Raw genomic sequence first — 16,371 nt, 5'->3', positions numbered from 1 at the left:
TAAGGGTTCATAACTGGAATAGACTTTAGCGGTTAATGTTCCACCTGTACCAATAGGACGATCTGTGTCAATACAATACCCATCATAATTGCCAGTTAGTGAGGTAGTTCCGGTGATTTGGATGTCAAAATAGCTAGGTTCGCCACCACCAGTTGTTGTAGTCGTACCTGTATTGGGATTATCGTCGCCGGGGGTGACAAAGTTAAATGTAACTGTATCGGGTAAGGCAACACTCAGATTTTCGATTAGATCAGCCATATTTTTATTCCTCAATCAAACGTACTATCACTAACTGGGGAGGTCACTACCGTGTTTCCTCTTATTTCAATTTAAAAGAGTGATGTATAACTTCACGTATATTTTGTTAGACTTTGATGTATGACTTAATTGAATTGGTGAAGTTATACGTTTTTTGAGGAGATCGGCGATCGCAGAGAATATTGATCCTCAAGATGGTAAAAATTAAGGTATCGATTAACTATAATGAAAAATTGGGACACCGTAAGCCAAAGCGAAAGGATTAATTAACCGTGACTGACACCAATTTAGATTTTTTAGCTCAAAGCGATCCAACCCTTGCCAGTATTATTCAAGGGGAACTACAACGCCAACGGGAGCATCTAGAATTAATCGCTAGTGAAAATTTTGCCTCTCCAGCGGTATTAGCTGCCCAAGGCTCGGTGTTAACCAATAAATATGCGGAAGGATTGCCCAAAAAACGTTATTATGGCGGTTGTGAATGGGTAGATCGGGCGGAACAATTGGCCATCGATCGCGTTAAAGAACTATTTGGGGCAGCCCATGCCAATGTACAACCCCACTCAGGGGCCCAAGCCAATTTTGCTGTATTCTTAGCTCTCCTCAACCCTGGTGATACCATCATGGGGATGGACTTATCCCATGGAGGACATTTAACCCATGGCTCCCCTGTTAATGTTTCGGGAAAATGGTTTAAAGTGTCTCATTATGGGGTTAATCCTGACACCGAACGCCTCGACTATGATCAAATCTTGGAATTGGCCCGTAAGGAAAAGCCCAAACTCCTCATTTGTGGGTATTCTGCCTATCCCAGAATTATTGACTTTGAAAAATTCAGAGCGATCGCCGATGAAGTGGGAGCCTATTTAATAGCGGATATTGCCCATATTGCGGGCTTAGTTGCCACTGGTCATCATTCTAACCCCTTACCCTACTGTGATGTGGTAACAACCACCACCCATAAAACCCTACGGGGCCCAAGAGGAGGTTTAATTATGACCAATAACCCCGAATTAGGCAAACAGTTCGATAAAGCCGTATTTCCGGGAACCCAAGGCGGCCCCTTAGAACACGTCATTGCGGCTAAAGCAGCAGCCTTTGGAGAAGCCCTCAAACCAGAATTTAAGACCTATTCAGGGCAAGTGATCGCCAATGCTCAAGCCTTAGCTAATCAATTGATGCAACGGGGCTTTAAACTGGTTTCTGGTGGCACTGATAACCATTTAATGTTAGTGGATCTTCGTTCCATCGGTATGACAGGGAAAGAAGCAAATAACTTAGTCAGTACGATTAATATTACCGCTAACAAAAATACAGTTCCTTTTGATCCAGAGTCTCCCTTTGTGACCAGTGGTTTGCGTCTGGGTTCCCCTGCTATGACCACCAGAGGGCTAGGAACGGAAGAATTTGTTGAAATTGGCAACATTATCGCTGATTGTCTCTTAAATCCCAAGGATGAAGGGGTTAAACAAGATTGTTTGAGTCGGGTTAAGGCTTTATGCGATCGCTTTCCTTTGTATCCCCATCTCAATATTCCGGTTCCTGTCCTTGCTTAATCAGAAAGCAGAGAATGGTCGTTTACCAATGGACAATTATCAATTATCAATTGTCCATTGTCCATTGTCCATTGTTGAAAGGTCTAGCCAAAATAGAGTAACGTAGTTTGTAAATCTTGTTAAACTCGACCCAAGGGACAGACTAGGCCCATGTCAATGCCAGGAGAACTATACCATCTCGCCGCTTTCTTCATCGCCCTTGCCGTGGTTTGGTGGAGTACCCCCATTATTAATCGGTTTGGGCGAAAACAGGGGCTAGTTGATAATCCGAAAAATGACGAAAATAACCGCAAAATGCACCAACGCCCCATGGTTCGGTTAGGGGGTGTTTCCATCTTTGCTGGAACTATCACCGCCCTGTTATTGGTGTGGGTTTTTGGCGGGTTTGGCTGGCTTCCCCCCAATAAGGAATGGGAAATTTGGGGCGTAACCCTAGGGGGTGTGGCCTTCTTTCTCATTGGGTTAGCAGACGATCTCTATAATTTAAGCCCCATGCGTCGCCTCATTTTACAAACTGTTGTGGCCAGTTGTGCTTGGGGTGTAGGTGTTCGCATTGATTTCCTCTCAGTCCCCTTTGCGGATTTGATACAATTGGGTTGGTTTAGTTTGCCGATCACTGTTATTTGGCTGGTGGGCATGGCTAATGCTATAAATTGGATTGATGGGTTAGATGGCCTGGCCGCAGGGGGTTGTGGTATCTCTGCTGTGGTGATGATGGTTTTAACCTTATTTATGGGACAAACCGCCGCCGCTTTAATTGCGGCAGCTTTAGCGGGGGCAGCTTTGGGCTTTCTTCGCTATAATTTTAACCCCGCCCAGATTTTTATGGGAGATGGGGGGGCCTATTTTATGGGGTTTACTTTGGCTGGAGTTGGGGCCGTTGGTTTGGTTAAAGTTGCAGCCGTGGCCACGGTTGCAGTAACTGCCGTTTTGTTGCCCTTTGTGGTGTTGGCTGTTCCCATTGTGGATATGTCAGCGGTGATTATTTCCCGTCTTAGTCAAGGAAAATCCCCTTTTAGTGCGGATAAACGTCATTTACATCACCGTCTCATTCAAGCTGGAATTTCCCATCGTCTGACGGTATTATTTATCTATGCTCTGACTTTGTGGGTTGGTAGTATTGCCCTTGGTTTATCCAATATTCCTAGTGGTTGGGGATTTGCGATCGGTGCAACAATATTATTAGGCTCTGTGGGTTGGCAAGCTTGGCGCAAAAGTCGTAAGATTCGCAATTAAGGGAACTTTTGCTATTGGATTTTATCAGAAATTTGGGTTTAAAACCCCGTCCTTGGAAGAAGTTGACACTCTCACCGCTAACCGCTTGGGCGGTGTAGCGGGAGTCCTCTCGCGGAAGGAAGATAGATATCTTCTGTCACTCTGGGGTTAAACCCTGATTTATCGTTGGCTGAAATGGCTTGCCTTGGTTAAAATCTCCTAAAGTGACAGAAGATAGATATAGCGTTTCTCAGATTCATGAGGTAGATTAACAGTCTACACGAGGATTTAGTAGTTGCCCCTGATAACTTCTTGAGTAGCGTCACCTAAAGTAGCTCCAGCACCAACTCCAGCTATCGCTCCTACCGGGCCAGCTACGAAAAAGCCAACAACACCACCGACAACACCACCAATCAATTTTCCTAGAAACCCTCCACCAACGATTTCTTCCATTTCTTGCTCTGACAAATTAGTTAAAAGGTAGTTTTCTTCCATTTCTGAAAGATTGATGTCGGAAATTCTAATATTAGCCATGAAAAATAATCTCCAAGTAAATTTTTGGTGATTGTATCATTTGGTGTTAGGTTTTGGGTTTAAAAGTTAATAAATATTTATATCCATTAACTTTTCTTTGTTTTTGTTACTATATTGTATGATGGGGTTTATTGTGACAATTTTCTTGATTAATAAGTCAATCTGTTAACATCTAATTTAACATTAGGAAAAGCAAGACAGGAAACTAAACCAGTGTTTAATTCAAGTTTATTTTGATAGTCTTCCCCTTGAGGATATCGGAAGATAATTAAACGATGATTTTCAAGATCAATTATCCAATATTCTTGAATATTTGACCTAGCATAAATTTCTTTTTTCTCGTTTAAATCATAACTTAAAGTTGAATAAGAAATTTCAATTAACAGATAAATATCTTCTGGGTTAGGGTGTTTTGTATCGTATAAAGTATCAGGAAGTTTAGCTAAAACTAAATCTGGTTGTGGTTCAGAATTAGAAAGACTGACGGGATGAGCAGAGCGAACATCTGCTAAACTATTAAATAAAGTGAGAAAATATTTATAAAGTTTGTTGTTAAAGTTAGCATGATTTGGCGTTTCTGGACTCACCTCAATTAATTTTCCTTCAATTAACTCTATCCGGCGACCGCCAAAGATTCCTGTTTCTACAATTTTCTGATAATCTTTAACCGAAAGTTTAGCAGTTTCAATCATAATTCAAGTTAATTTATTTAAGTAAGGTGGGCATTGCCCACCCTACTACAACCTGAAAAAATTAACGTTTTGCTAACTTTTTCGCTGACATTTTGCGAAGACGAATAGACTGGGGTGTGACTTCCACTAATTCATCAGCCCCAATATATTCTAAAGCCCGTTCCAAACTCATATCTTCGGGGGCCTGTAATTGAACTAATTCCTCCCCACCAGAAGCACGATGGTTTGTTAACTGCTTGGTCTTGCAGACATTTAATTCTATGTCTTGACCTCGGTTATGTTCCCCAATAATCATTCCACGATACACTTTTGTACCCGGAGTAATAAAGAAAACGCCCCGATCTTCTGCGTTTTTCATCGCATAGAAGGTAGAAGTTCCTTCCTCAAAAGCAATCATCACCCCATTGAAACGGGTTTCCATCTCACCGGAAAGGGGACGATATTCCAAGAAACTATGGTTCATAATACCTTCACCCCGTGACAGACGAATAAAGTCGCCACGGAACCCTAATAAACCCCTTGCAGGTACGACAAACTCTAACTGGGTACGTCCATTAACCCCGGTTTGCATATCCTTCATTTCCCCTTTCCGTTGTCCTAAACGTTCCATACAAGAACCGACGGCTTCTTCGGGGACATCTAAGACTAAATATTCAAAGGGTTCATAAGGTTGTCCTTTGACTTCCCGATAAATAACTTGGGGTTGGGCCACTTGAAACTCATACCCTTCTCGACGCATGGTTTCAATTAAAATCCCTAAATGGAGTTCACCCCGTCCCGAAACTAAGAATTTATCAGGGGAGTCTGTTTCTTCAACCCGCAGTGCGACGTTAGTTTCTAATTCTCGGATCAGGCGATCGCGTATTTGTCGGGAGGTGACTAATTTTCCTTCTTGGCCCGCAAAGGGGGAGTCATTAACAGAAAACGTCATCTGTAAGGTTGGTTCATCAACCTTAATTAAAGGTAAAGCTAGGGGTTCATTGGGACAGGTTAAGGTTTCCCCAATATTCGCATCTGCAAACCCGGCTACTGCAACAAGATTACCTGCACTAGATTCTTCTAATTCTACCCGTTGCAGTCCTTCAAAACCTAGTAATTTAGTGATTTTGCCTTTGACCATGCTACCGTCTTCTTTCATTAAGGCAGCTTGTTGTCCAGATTTGATCACTCCATTGTGGATACGACCAATAATAATACGCCCTAAATATTCTGAATAGTCTAAGGTCGTAACTTGGAGTTGTAGGGGTTTGGTGGGGTCGCCGGCCGGTGGCGGAACATGGTGTAAAATCGCTTCAAATAGAGGCTTCATGTCTTCGGGTTCATCTTCTAGGTTGTCTTTGGCATAACCTGAGATACCGGAAGCAAATAAAGTAGTAAAATCACATTGATCGTCATCAGCCCCTAATTCGACGAACAGATCAAAAACTTTATCAACTGCAATATGGGGGTCTACATTGGGACGGTCAATTTTATTAACAACGACAATGGGACGTAAACCTTTTTCTAAAGCTTTTTTGAGAACAAAACGGGTTTGGGGCATGGGGCCTTCATTGGCATCTACAATTAAGATACAGCCATCAACCATGCCTAATACTCGTTCGACTTCTCCCCCAAAGTCCGCGTGTCCTGGGGTGTCTACGATGTTAATTAGAGTATCTTTATAGTGAACGGCGGTATTTTTGGAGAGGATAGTAATACCCCGTTCTCGTTCGAGGGTATTGGAGTCCATCACGCAGACGGGAACATCTTCCCCTTCGCGGAAGATACCGGACTGTTTGAGGAGGGCATCAACCAGGGTCGTTTTACCGTGATCGACGTGGGCGATAATGGCGACGTTGCGAATGGGGAGAGACATAAGATGCGATGGTTGAGAGGGGTATAGTTACATTACTATAGATTTCTTCACAATTCTAGCTTAGATTAAGCAAGAATTGATAAAAAGTTTATAAAATACTTATCTTAAATAAATTATGACTAAAACGATATTGTTATATGGTTTGCTGTGTGATTTTCGTTATTTCAGTGGGAATAATCATAGTAAGTATTTAGTAAATCCTGTCAAACCCTATGAATATTGCTACTCAGACTGATACCAATTTGATCACTTTTTTTCTCAACGCTCGTCTAGAGTGTTTTGCTCTAAATGTCTCTGAAGTCTCTCTGAAAGGAACTTATCTGGTGATAATGATAGAGGCTGCTGACATTCCCGATCAAGAAAAATCAATAAAACTCATCCAAGAAAATTTAATTAAACTCAACCTTGAATCCGTAGCAAAGATCAAAGTTTATGGTAAAAAAGAAGGAAATACTTTACCTGACTGGGATCAAGAATTTCTTTTAGAATTATTAGCAATACAGCCAATTACTTCCCAAAACGTTATTCACACCTCCTCCTCGAAAGAACACAACACCCGTCATGTCCCACCAAAAAAGATGGAGCCTTTGAAGGGTGAGGCTTCCCAATCGTCTTGGTGGGATTCTATCACTCAAACAGCAACTTGTGCAGGTGAGGCTATTGGTGGTGCAATGACACAAGCAGGAGGAGTCGTGGCTGATAGTACCATAGGTGTTGGAGGGGCAGTTGCTGGTGCTACAGTAAATGCGGGAGCAGCAATTGGTAATGCAGCTTTATCGATACCAGATGGTGTTGGATACTTATACGATTTAGTCAGTAATAACCCTCAACTCAAGGAATTAACAAAAGCATTTCAAATTGATTGGTTAGTTGCGGTTATTGAAAAGGTTGATGTTGTTAAAGCAGAGACAGAAGTTAAACAATTACAACAAAAATATCCTCATGAAAAGCCATCTGAAATTGCTCATCATATTATTGTAGATAAAGCGATATATTCGGGTGGAACAGGATTAGCCAGTAGTCTAATTCCTGGTGTGGCTGCTGCCATGTTTGCTGTAGATTTAGCAGCAACGACTTTGTTACAAGCAGAAATGGTTTGTCAGATAGCTTGTTCTTATGGTTTAGACTTAAAAGATAATGCAAGAAAAGGGGAAATTTTAACAATTTTTGGCTTAGCTTTAGGAGGCAGTCAAGCGGCTAAATTAGGGGGGAAATATGCTGTCAAAGCAGGATTGGGATTTTTACGAAATATTCCTGCTGCGGGTGCTGTAATTGGAGCAAGTACCAATGCTCTTATCATCTACGCTTTAGGACATAGTGCTTGTCAATTCTATGAAGCAAAATTTAATCCTTTAGAAATGGAAGCTACTCTTGAAAAAATTCAATTGGAAGGAAAAGAATACCTTCAAGAAGCCATTGCTCAAGAAGTTATTATTGATCAGGTTTTAGTTCATTTATTTTTAGCAGGAAATCCTAATAAAACACGAGAAATGATTCTCCCAGAATTACAAACATTAAATCTTAGTCCTGCTTCGTTAGAAACAATCACCAAAAATTCAAACAATCCCCCTTCTTTGGACAATTTACTATCACAATTAAATCAAGATTTTGCTATTGCTTTACTTGCTCAATGTGAAAAAGTAGCTAAATTGGACGGAGTGATCACTCTAGAGGAGTTAGCAATTATGAAGACAATAGCTAACCATTTCAATCTACAACTCACTTTATAAAGCATCATTTCCGATCACAAATTAATGACACAGGGGAGGGCGGGTTTATTTAACTTATTTGTGAGAATCATAACTGATGTAAAAAAACCGCCCCTACTAATTTCGGATAATTTATTTTATGCTAATTCTTGTGACTTATCTAATCACTCTATGTCAGGATTCTATCACATACCTCAATGGGTTAACTTCCTTTACTCAATACGAGTTTCATCCTAATTTCTAACCAGTTTCTCTACGTCTTAAGATTAATTTAATGAAACTAAATCTTAAATATGTTGTCCATTTATTGATTTTTGTGTCATTATTTAAAGTAACCATTTTGACCTCCACGGGATTAGCCCGTGGAGTTTTTGTTTATAGACTTAACTCTATCTATATTACTGATTAATCCTCAAAATCTGGCAAAAATACCACTTTACCTTAATGTAAAGATGTTCTCTACAATTTCTCTACGGCCCGCGAATGCCCCAAGATCGTTAAGATATATATAGTTAACCTTATCAACCCAACTTATGAGTGAACAACCATTACGCATTTGCATTGTCGGGGGAGGGTTTGGGGGACTCTATACCGCTTTACGTCTCAGTCAGTTACCTTGGGAGGATGATCGTACCCCAGAAATTATCCTCATTGATAAAAGCGATCGCTTTTTGTTTACTCCCCTATTGTATGAATTAATTACTGAGGAGATGCAAACTTGGGAAATATCCCCCCCTTATGAGGAACTTTTAAGCAATACAGGGATTCGTTTTCATCAGGGATGTGTTACGGGTATTGATATTGACAATCAACAGATACAATTAGAGAATCATCATAGCTTACATTATGATAAGTTAGTGTTAGCAATGGGAGGAAAAACACCCTTAGATAATTTTAGTGGTGTCAAAGATTATGCTATTCCTTTTCGTACTTTAGCTGATGCTTATCGTATCAAAGAAAGATTGCGTTTATTAGAAGCATCTCAAGCAGAAAAAATTAGAATTGCCATTGTTGGTGGTGGTTACAGTGGGGTAGAATTAGCCTGTAAATTGGCAGATACTCTGGGAGAAATTGGAAGAATAAGGTTAATTGAACGAGGGGACAAAATTCTAAGAAACTCTCCTGAGTTTAACCAAAATGCTGCCCAAACTGCCTTAGAAGCAAGACGAGTTTATATAGACTTAGAAACTGAAGTAACTCAAGTCGCTTCTGATAGCATTTCTTTAGCTTATAAAGGTCAAATTGATGTCATTCCTGTTGACTTGGTATTATGGACGGTGGGAAACCAAGCATTAGATTTGATTAAAGGTTTACCCCTCCAACAAAATCCACAAGGGTTATTGAAAATTACGCCAGAATTGCAGATAATTGATCATCCTAATATTTATGCGTTGGGTGACATTGCTGACTGTTACGATCAATTAGGAACCCGAATTCCTGCAACTGCACAAACCGCATTTCAACAGTCTGATTATTGTGCTTGGAATCTGTGGGCATCAATTACTAATCGTCCCCTCTTACCTTTCCGTTATCAACCATTAGGAGAAATGATGGCATTAGGAATTGATAATGCGACATTATCAGGGTTAGGATTAAAATTAGATGGCCCCCTAGCTTATATTGCTAGAAGGTTGATTTATTTGTATCGTTTACCTACCTTAAAACATCAATTAAATGTAGGAATTAATTGGATTACACAACCGTTAATTGAATGGTTATCAAACTAATTTTGTGCAGATGTTGTAAGTAAATGAGCATAATTAAACAAACAAAACTTGTAGGGTGGGCATTGCCCACATTACGTTTAATTATAACCATCTACTTATTCAATGTCTATGCAAAAATCATCAGTTAGAAATTGTAAGATTATGCAACAACCTAAAGTGATTTTTCTTGATGCTGTTGGTACATTATTTGGGGTTAAGGGAAGCGTTGGAGAAGTATATAGTTATCTTGCTTCTACAGTCGGGGTAAAATGTTCATCTGATTTGTTAGAAACAGCTTTTTATAAGCGTTTTAAACTGTCTCCACCCTTAGCATTTCCTGGTATTGATATCATGGAGATTTCTGAATTAGAATATCAATGGTGGTATCAGGTTGCTTATGATACTTTTACGGAAGTAGATGTTATTGATCAATTTGCTGATTTTGATAGCTTTTTTCAGCAAATTTATGATTATTTTGTAACTCCTCATCCTTGGTTTTTGTATACGGATGTGTTTCCTGCTTTGAAATATTGGCAACAAAAAGGCATTGAGTTAGCAATTATTTCTAATTTTGATACTAGAATTTATGAGGTACTTGATCTATTTTGTTTGAGTGAATTTTTTACTACTATTACTATTTCTTCCACAACTGGAACCGCAAAACCTCATCCTAACATCTTTCTTAAAGCTTTAGAAAAACATCAATGTGAACCCCAAGAAGCTTGGCATATTGGTGATAGTAAAAAGGAAGATTATGACGGAGCCAAAGCTGTAGGAATGCAAGCGTTTTTGTTAGAAAGAAATGATGATAAAATAGAATCAGAATCTATAATTAATTCTATGGCAATGCTGATTTAAGTAAGGACAATTCATGAATTGTCCCTACAATAATATAAAATTAGATGATGATAATAGAAACATGAAAAAGCTTTTAGTAACGGGTGCAAGTGGATTTTTAGGCTACAATCTTTGTCAATATGCTCAACAAAATTGGCAAGTTTATGGTACTTATTATTTTCATCAAATTAATATTAATAATGTAAAATTTGTCAAGGTTGACGTTACAAATATTATTGATTTACAAGAGATATTTAATCAAATAAAACCTGATGCAGTGATTCATTTAGCAGCAGCATCAAAACCAAATTATTGTCAAAATAATCCTGAAGACTCTTATAAAATTAATGTTACTGCTTCTTTAAATATTGCTCAATTATGCGCTGATCTCAATATTCCTTGTGTTTTCACTTCAACAGATTTAGTTTTTGATGGTTTAAATTCACCTTATAAAGAAACTGATCCAGTTTCACCTATTAGTTATTACGGGGAACAAAAAGTTAAAGCAGAACAAGGAATGTTGGCAATTTATCCTAAAACTGTGATCTGTAGAATGCCATTAATGTTTGGTATTCCTTCCCCCTATGCAGAGAGTTTTATTCAATTCTTTTTGAAGACATTTAGGGAAGGGAAAGAATTAAGTTTATTTACTGATGAATATAGAACCCCCGTGAGTGCTTTAACTGCAGCAAAAGGGCTATTATTGGCCTTAGAAAACTTAGAAGGCGATCTCTTACATTTAGGAGGAAAAGAAAGGGTTTCTCGTTATGATTTTGGGTGTTTAATGGCAGAAATTTTTGATTTTTCTCCAGAATTAATAACCCCTTGTCAACAAAAAGATGTAACCATGTCTGCCCCGCGATCGCCTGATACAGCTTTAGATAGTTCCAAAGCTTTTAAGTTAGGTTATAACCCCTTATCTTTAAGAGAAGAATTGGAATCTTTAGCAAGCTTAATCTAATTTTGCCTTTTGTGTTACCAAACATTAGAAAAGCTTTAAACCTTGACCTTCTAAATACATTTCCTGCCAAGATGGTTGACGATAATCACTATTTTCTGCTTGATCAACATAACCAACCACATTGGGCAATTCTCTCATATTAATTTCTTGGTTGACAAATTGCAATAATTTTTGTTGAAGATCTCCAGGATAATCTCGAATAATGGGATGTTGAACGACCAAAGAATGATATTTTCCTTCTTCGGGATCAGTTACCACATCTAGACTTAACAAAGCTAAGGGACGGACAAAAATTCCAGTAGCAGCAATTCTAAAACTATCATCAACTTTGTGTTGTTTAAGAACTACCACAAAATGCCCACCCTCTGGAATATCATAAGGGATCTCATTGCGATCGAGGACGGGTTCAACTTCAAGATTATAACCCAAGGTTAACCCTTCTTCTAGGGTCATATTTTCATATTTTTGGTCAGGATGAGGAACATAAATGGTAAACTGATGGAGGTCTAACCAAGGATTATTGATCGCCTCATCAGTTTCCGCTTTCCAAGCGTTATAACGTTGTTTCATCCCTTGACCAATGTAACTTTCTTGGTTACAGATATTAATTAACGCAAGATTAAGAACACATTGATCAAATTTGTTGGTAGCGAGAATTTCTGAGGGAAGAAGTTCCATAAAAGTTTACCCTAAGTCAAATACCTTAATCTGTTGTGCTATGTAATTATAATGCTATCATTATCATCAGTTTTCTATTTGTTTTCTCTGAACATATAATCTTAATTTTCTCAATCATAAATGTAGGTTGGGTTGAGGGACGAAACCCAACCTACATTTATTCCCCCAAGATAGCGCGGGAAGGCCCGCGCTATCCACTTCAGGTATAATAAAGAGGTTTTATGTTTAATCATCATGCTTTATCTTGACTCTGCTATTCTGACAGAAGCGCAAATTGCCCTCAAATTTGGCTGGATAAAAGGAATTACTACCAATCCTACCCTATTAGGAAAAAGTGAATTATCTCCAGAAGATACCTTAACACAATTAGCAGCTATTAGTCCTGGAGAATTGTATTATCAACTAACAGCAACAGATTTTGAAACGATGGTTAGTGAGGGACGCAAAGCTTATCAAATTATTGGAGAAAAAACAGTCTTAAAAATTCCTGCCACAGCCGTCGGTTTTCAAGTTACGGCAACCCTTTCATCAGAAATTACTTGCGCTGTGACAGCAATTTATAGCGGCGCACAAACCGTAATTGCAAAAGAAGCAGGGGCCAAATATGCCATTGCTTATGTTAACCGCGCAACCAGATTATTAGGGGATGGGTTAGCATTAGTTAAAGAGATGGCGCAACTACTTGAAGGGAGTCAAACTGAAATTTTAGCCGCTAGTTTAAAATCCCCTAGAGAAGCAGCCGATGCTTTACAAGCAGGGGCCGATCATTTAACCTTACCCTTAGAAATTTTACAAGCCATGACTACCCATGAATTATCAGAGCAAACAGTTACAGAATTTAATGAAAAAGGAAAAGGTATTACTTTAAACTAACGCATTCTAATGTAATTTTTCTGATTAAAATGAAGACTGAAAAACTAATTATTCTCATAATTATCACTCTATTTACTACAGTTTTTTTTAGTTCTCTTTGTCTGTTAATAGCAGGAACTCAAGCCGCCATTATAGGAGGTTTACTGATTCCTTGTTTGGTCTTTTCTTATTGTTTTCCTCGTTGGAGTATTTTAGCTTTTTTAATTTATTTACCCTTAGGGGGAACTATTACTTATGCGATCGCCGGAGTTTTTCAACCTGTTGGCGGTGAAGTTACTTATACCAGTTCCTATCCTTTATTTCATTTAGCTAAAGATGCTTTCTATTTTCCCGCTTTTTTTGCCCTAGTTATTGGTCATAAAGTTTGGCCTACGCTTCAACCTAAAATCAAACCTTTATTGATAGTATTATGTGTTTTTATTTTACTTTGTTTATTGACTTTTTCCTTAGTTAATTTCCCGCAACAACTGGCAGGAAATAGTGAGGAACCTTTATTAATGGGCATCGTTGGTTTAAAAGTTTGGTTAGGATATATTCCCTTAATTCTCTGTGGTTATTATTGGATTAATACGCAAAAAAATTTGATTATATTAAATCGTATTTTGATGATTTTAATTTTAATTGCGTGTATTTTGTGCATCACTCAATATTTATTTTTAATCAATGAAATTTGTGCAGGAAGTATCACTTTACCTGAACCAGCGAATACAAAAGCAAGTCTACAAGCTCAATGTTTTGTCGGTGGTTCTTTATTATATAATCCCCCTCAAGATTTAATTCGACTTCCAGGAACCTTTGTTTCTCCTTGGCAGTGGTCTTGGTTCCTAGTTGCTGGTAGTTTTATTACCTATGGGGTAATGGTTAGTGAACCATCTCGTCTCTGGCAAAGGATAAGTTTTGGCTCAATAATTACTGTTTTAATTTCCGCCTTAATTTCGGGACAAAGAACGGCTTTGTTATTAGTTCCATTGATTTATTTAATCTTACTTTTAGCTACAGAAAGCAGAAAAAAAACGCTACTTATTAAGTTTGTAATTATCTTAGGTTTAACAATAATAATTAGTTTTCAAGTTGGGTTTATTGGTAACATAATTGGGGATTTTATTGGTCGTTGGCAATATTCTCCCCCTCAAAAATTTATGGCTGATCAATTTCAATGGTTAGCCCATGATCGCCTAAAATGGTTAGGCCATGGGTTAGGGACAACCGCTAGTGCGGCCCGTCGTGTGGGAACCATTCAACTGATTGAAATTTTCCCCGTCAAAGTTATTTATGAAATCGGGATCTTAGGATTTTTCGGGTTTTTGAGCGTGGTGACGACTTTAACTATTCTTACCTTTCAGTCCTATCGTTCTCTCAAAACTCCGGCTTTAAGCCGCCTTGGACTGTGTTTATGGCTGTTTATTCTCTTTATCAGTTATAATCCTCATTATTACCCCCTAGCCGTTGATCCCGTGGCTGTTTATTATTGGTTTGTCGCAGGAATGTTATTGAAATTACCAGAGTTGGAAGGGGAATAATCAAATAAAAAGACTGGGTAAGCTTCTCGGGCCTCCCAGTGCTGTCACGGAATTCAGTTCACCTCTTACTATAACAGTTACTTTTTAGGGGTTTTCGGGGATGGGATTTTAGGGAGCATTTTTGAGGGTCAAAAATGTCTGTAACCCAGATCAATGTTGAGGTTCAGTGTAGCCTATAATACAATTTATCTGAGTTGTCATTTTCCCTGGCTAAAACTCAGCTAGAAGGGGTGAAAAGCCTCATGATGACTAGAATTGAGGGTGAGTACCCTCAAGGCGATCGCCTGACCCCTAAATACCCTAACCCTAGGGGCAAAATATCAGTCCCCAATCCTAAAAATCTTGGATATTTAGCTGTAAACTGGGATCAATCAATCTTGAAGGATTGAGTACAATTCTAAAGTAATTTAACTAAAATTAAGATAAATAAATTTCTACCTTCAAAGTCCTTGCTCTTAAAACAAAAGAGAGGTATGATAAGAAATTGTGAGATTTTGCGCAAAGCCATGAACGCCGAACAAATTATCAACGAGATAGAAGCCGAACATCTCAAGAATGATTTGCCGACCATCCATGTCGGTGATACCATTCGCGTCGGTGTACGGATCAGGGAAGGGGGGAAAGAAAGAATCCAACCCTATGAAGGAACGGTGATTGCCATGCGGAATGGAGGAATTAACGAAACCATTACCGTGCGGAAGACCTTCCAAGGAGTAGGAGTCGAGAGAGTATTTCTCGTACATTCCCCACGCATTGCGAATATTCAAATAGTCCGTCGTGGTAAAGTCCGCCGCGCGAAACTGTATTATTTACGGGATCGCATCGGTAAAGCCACCCGAATTCGTCAGCGTTTTGATCGTCCTTTATAAAATACCCTGACAACAGCGCACACAAAGCGAACAAATTAGGATCAAACTGCGCTATGATAAAAAAGGTTTAGAGCATAGCCCTTGGTTATGGCTCAGGCAGTGCGCTCTTAGTTCAGTTGGTAGAACGCAGGTCTCCAAAACCTGATGTCGGGGGTTCAAGTCCTCCAGGGCGCGTAACCTTTGTTATTAGAGGCCAATCAGGCGCAGTCAGAAAAAACTCGTTGTTTTATGTTGGGGAGAGAATGACCGTGGTCAGAAAAGAAGGCACCAAAAGAGATAAAAGCGAGGTGAAATCAGCCGATAACCAATCAAAAGTCACCAAGCTAATTGGTGAAACTAAGGAGGAATTGGCTAAAGTTGTCTGGCCCTCTAGACAACAACTTTTAAGCGAATCAGCCGCCGTGATTCTCATGGTAAGCTTAGTCGCCACCGTTATTTATCTTGTGGATAACCTCTTTACTTGGGGATCTGGGAAGGTATTTTAATGAGTTTTGCTCACGATCGATCACCCGAACTCGAACAACAACAAAAAGAAGAACAGAAATCAGTCCCTCGCTGGTATGCTGTTCAGGTAGCCTCTGGTTGTGAAAAGCGGGTTAAAACCAACTTAGAACAACGAATTCATACCCTAGATGTGGCCAACCGTATCTTTCAGGTTCAAATTCCCAAAACCCCGACGATCAAAGTCCGTAAAGATGGTGCGCGTCAGCAAGGGGAAGAAAAAGTTTTCCCTGGTTACGTCTTGGTGAAGATGATCATGGACGATGAAGCCTGGCAAGTCGTAAAAAACACCCCCAATGTGATTAACTTTGTGGGTGCTGAACAAAAACGGCGATATGGTAGAGGCCGGGGTCATGTGAGGCCCGTTCCCCTGAGTCCCTCAGAAGTGGAACGGATCTTTAAACAGTCCGAGATTCAAGAACCAGTCGTGAAGATTGATCTGGAAATCGGCGACAAAATTCTGGTTCTGTCGGGCCCCTTCAAAGAATTTGAAGGAGAAGTGATAGAAGTCAGCCCAGAAAGAAGCAAATTGCGAGCTTTGCTCTCAATTTTTGGGCGAGACACCCCAGTTGAACTGGAATTTAATCAAATTGAGAAACAAAATTAA

16 protein-coding genes and 1 tRNA gene are annotated in these 16,371 nt (G+C 39.3%); 12 read left to right on the top strand and 5 right to left on the bottom strand.

The features are described 5' to 3' along the window. The coding region (locus VB691_RS10685) for a hypothetical protein (protein WP_323291473.1) at positions 1–258 on the bottom strand (258 nt) is incomplete at its 3' end. Positions 259–530: 272 nt separating this feature from the next. Between VB691_RS10685 and glyA the strand changes: the two genes are divergently transcribed. Both glyA and VB691_RS10675 read left to right on the top strand, forming a co-directional pair. Then, on the top strand, positions 531–1,814 hold the full coding sequence (gene glyA / locus VB691_RS10680) for a serine hydroxymethyltransferase (protein WP_323291472.1): 1,284 nt from the start codon (positions 531–533) through the stop codon (positions 1,812–1,814). A gap of 156 nt (positions 1,815–1,970) precedes the next feature. Further along, on the top strand, positions 1,971–3,050 hold the full coding sequence (locus VB691_RS10675) for an MraY family glycosyltransferase (RefSeq protein WP_323291471.1): 1,080 nt from the start codon (positions 1,971–1,973) through the stop codon (positions 3,048–3,050). Between the two features lie 267 nt (positions 3,051–3,317). Here the strand turns inward: VB691_RS10675 and VB691_RS10670 are convergent, their stop codons facing one another. The 3 genes from VB691_RS10670 to typA form a co-directional block, all read right to left on the bottom strand. Next, positions 3,318–3,563, bottom strand: coding sequence for a hypothetical protein (locus VB691_RS10670; RefSeq protein WP_323291470.1), 246 nt, complete (start codon positions 3,561–3,563; stop codon positions 3,318–3,320). Between the two features lie 149 nt (positions 3,564–3,712). Further along, a complete protein-coding gene (locus tag VB691_RS10665; protein WP_323291469.1) occupies positions 3,713–4,255 on the bottom strand; it encodes a Uma2 family endonuclease in 543 nt (180 codons plus the stop codon). Positions 4,256–4,316: 61 nt separating this feature from the next. Further along, positions 4,317–6,110 (bottom strand): translational GTPase TypA, encoded by a 1,794-nt coding sequence (gene typA / locus VB691_RS10660; RefSeq protein ID WP_323291468.1) that lies wholly within the window; start codon positions 6,108–6,110, stop codon positions 4,317–4,319. 212 nt (positions 6,111–6,322) lie between these two features. On the opposite strand from typA, the gene VB691_RS10655 reads away from it, so the two are divergent. From VB691_RS10655 to VB691_RS10640, 4 genes are all read left to right on the top strand, one after another. Then, a complete protein-coding gene (locus VB691_RS10655) occupies positions 6,323–7,840 on the top strand; it encodes an EcsC family protein (RefSeq protein ID WP_323291467.1) in 1,518 nt (505 codons plus the stop codon). Between the two features lie 512 nt (positions 7,841–8,352). Then, positions 8,353–9,546, top strand: coding sequence for an NAD(P)/FAD-dependent oxidoreductase (locus VB691_RS10650; protein ID WP_323291466.1), 1,194 nt, complete (start codon positions 8,353–8,355; stop codon positions 9,544–9,546). 141 nt (positions 9,547–9,687) lie between these two features. After that, positions 9,688–10,383: an HAD-IA family hydrolase gene (locus VB691_RS10645; protein WP_323291465.1), complete on the top strand. Its 696-nt coding sequence runs from the start codon at positions 9,688–9,690 to the stop codon at positions 10,381–10,383. A gap of 61 nt (positions 10,384–10,444) precedes the next feature. Beyond that, the gene (locus VB691_RS10640; RefSeq protein WP_323291482.1) at positions 10,445–11,323 is read left to right on the top strand and encodes an NAD(P)-dependent oxidoreductase; all 879 of its coding nucleotides are present in this window, start codon (positions 10,445–10,447) and stop codon (positions 11,321–11,323) included. Positions 11,324–11,347: 24 nt separating this feature from the next. Here VB691_RS10640 and VB691_RS10635 read toward each other — a convergent pair whose 3' ends face one another. Then, positions 11,348–12,001: a hypothetical protein gene (locus VB691_RS10635; protein WP_323291464.1), complete on the bottom strand. Its 654-nt coding sequence runs from the start codon at positions 11,999–12,001 to the stop codon at positions 11,348–11,350. Between the two features lie 234 nt (positions 12,002–12,235). Between VB691_RS10635 and VB691_RS10630 the strand changes: the two genes are divergently transcribed. The 6 genes from VB691_RS10630 to nusG all read left to right on the top strand — a co-directional run bounded on the left by VB691_RS10630 (position 12,236) and on the right by nusG (position 16,371). Continuing rightward, positions 12,236–12,874 (top strand): transaldolase family protein, encoded by a 639-nt coding sequence (locus tag VB691_RS10630; protein ID WP_323291463.1) that lies wholly within the window; start codon positions 12,236–12,238, stop codon positions 12,872–12,874. 29 nt (positions 12,875–12,903) lie between these two features. Beyond that, positions 12,904–14,394, top strand: coding sequence for a hypothetical protein (locus tag VB691_RS10625; RefSeq protein ID WP_323291462.1), 1,491 nt, complete (start codon positions 12,904–12,906; stop codon positions 14,392–14,394). Between the two features lie 506 nt (positions 14,395–14,900). Continuing rightward, positions 14,901–15,263 (top strand): 50S ribosomal protein L19, encoded by a 363-nt coding sequence (gene rplS, locus VB691_RS10620; RefSeq protein WP_323291461.1) that lies wholly within the window; start codon positions 14,901–14,903, stop codon positions 15,261–15,263. A 101-nt stretch (positions 15,264–15,364) separates the two neighbouring features. Then, a tRNA-Trp gene (locus VB691_RS10615) sits at positions 15,365–15,437 on the top strand. Between the two features lie 74 nt (positions 15,438–15,511). Then, on the top strand, positions 15,512–15,748 hold the full coding sequence (secE, locus tag VB691_RS10610) for a preprotein translocase subunit SecE (RefSeq protein ID WP_323291460.1): 237 nt from the start codon (positions 15,512–15,514) through the stop codon (positions 15,746–15,748). Continuing rightward, entirely contained in the window at positions 15,748–16,371 is a 624-nt protein-coding gene (gene nusG, locus VB691_RS10605; protein ID WP_323291459.1) for a transcription termination/antitermination protein NusG, read from the top strand. Before secE ends, nusG begins: the two co-directional genes overlap by 1 nt.

Origin of the sequence: Crocosphaera sp. XPORK-15E (genome assembly GCF_034931425.1) — a bacterium.
Classification (GTDB): Bacteria; Cyanobacteriota; Cyanobacteriia; order Cyanobacteriales; family Microcystaceae; genus UHCC-0190.
This window is presented reverse-complemented; position numbering and strand designations above follow the sequence as displayed.

Bases quoted from the DNA above. Each gene is read 5' to 3' on its own strand.
- VB691_RS10675 (WP_323291471.1), top strand. From the start codon at position 1,971: ATGCCAGGAGAACTATACCATCTCGCCGCTTTCTTCATCGCCCTTGCC.
- VB691_RS10670 (WP_323291470.1), bottom strand. From the start codon at position 3,563: ATGGCTAATATTAGAATTTCCGACATCAATCTTTCAGAAATGGAAGAA.
- VB691_RS10665 (WP_323291469.1), bottom strand. From the start codon at position 4,255: ATGATTGAAACTGCTAAACTTTCGGTTAAAGATTATCAGAAAATTGTA.
- typA (WP_323291468.1), bottom strand. From the start codon at position 6,110: ATGTCTCTCCCCATTCGCAACGTCGCCATTATCGCCCACGTCGATCAC.
- VB691_RS10655 (WP_323291467.1), top strand. From the start codon at position 6,323: ATGAATATTGCTACTCAGACTGATACCAATTTGATCACTTTTTTTCTC.
- VB691_RS10650 (WP_323291466.1), top strand. From the start codon at position 8,353: ATGAGTGAACAACCATTACGCATTTGCATTGTCGGGGGAGGGTTTGGG.
- VB691_RS10645 (WP_323291465.1), top strand. From the start codon at position 9,688: ATGCAACAACCTAAAGTGATTTTTCTTGATGCTGTTGGTACATTATTT.
- VB691_RS10640 (WP_323291482.1), top strand. From the start codon at position 10,445: ATGAAAAAGCTTTTAGTAACGGGTGCAAGTGGATTTTTAGGCTACAAT.
- VB691_RS10635 (WP_323291464.1), bottom strand. From the start codon at position 12,001: ATGGAACTTCTTCCCTCAGAAATTCTCGCTACCAACAAATTTGATCAA.
- VB691_RS10630 (WP_323291463.1), top strand. From the start codon at position 12,236: ATGCTTTATCTTGACTCTGCTATTCTGACAGAAGCGCAAATTGCCCTC.
- VB691_RS10625 (WP_323291462.1), top strand. From the start codon at position 12,904: ATGAAGACTGAAAAACTAATTATTCTCATAATTATCACTCTATTTACT.
- rplS (WP_323291461.1), top strand. From the start codon at position 14,901: ATGAACGCCGAACAAATTATCAACGAGATAGAAGCCGAACATCTCAAG.
- nusG (WP_323291459.1), top strand. From the start codon at position 15,748: ATGAGTTTTGCTCACGATCGATCACCCGAACTCGAACAACAACAAAAA.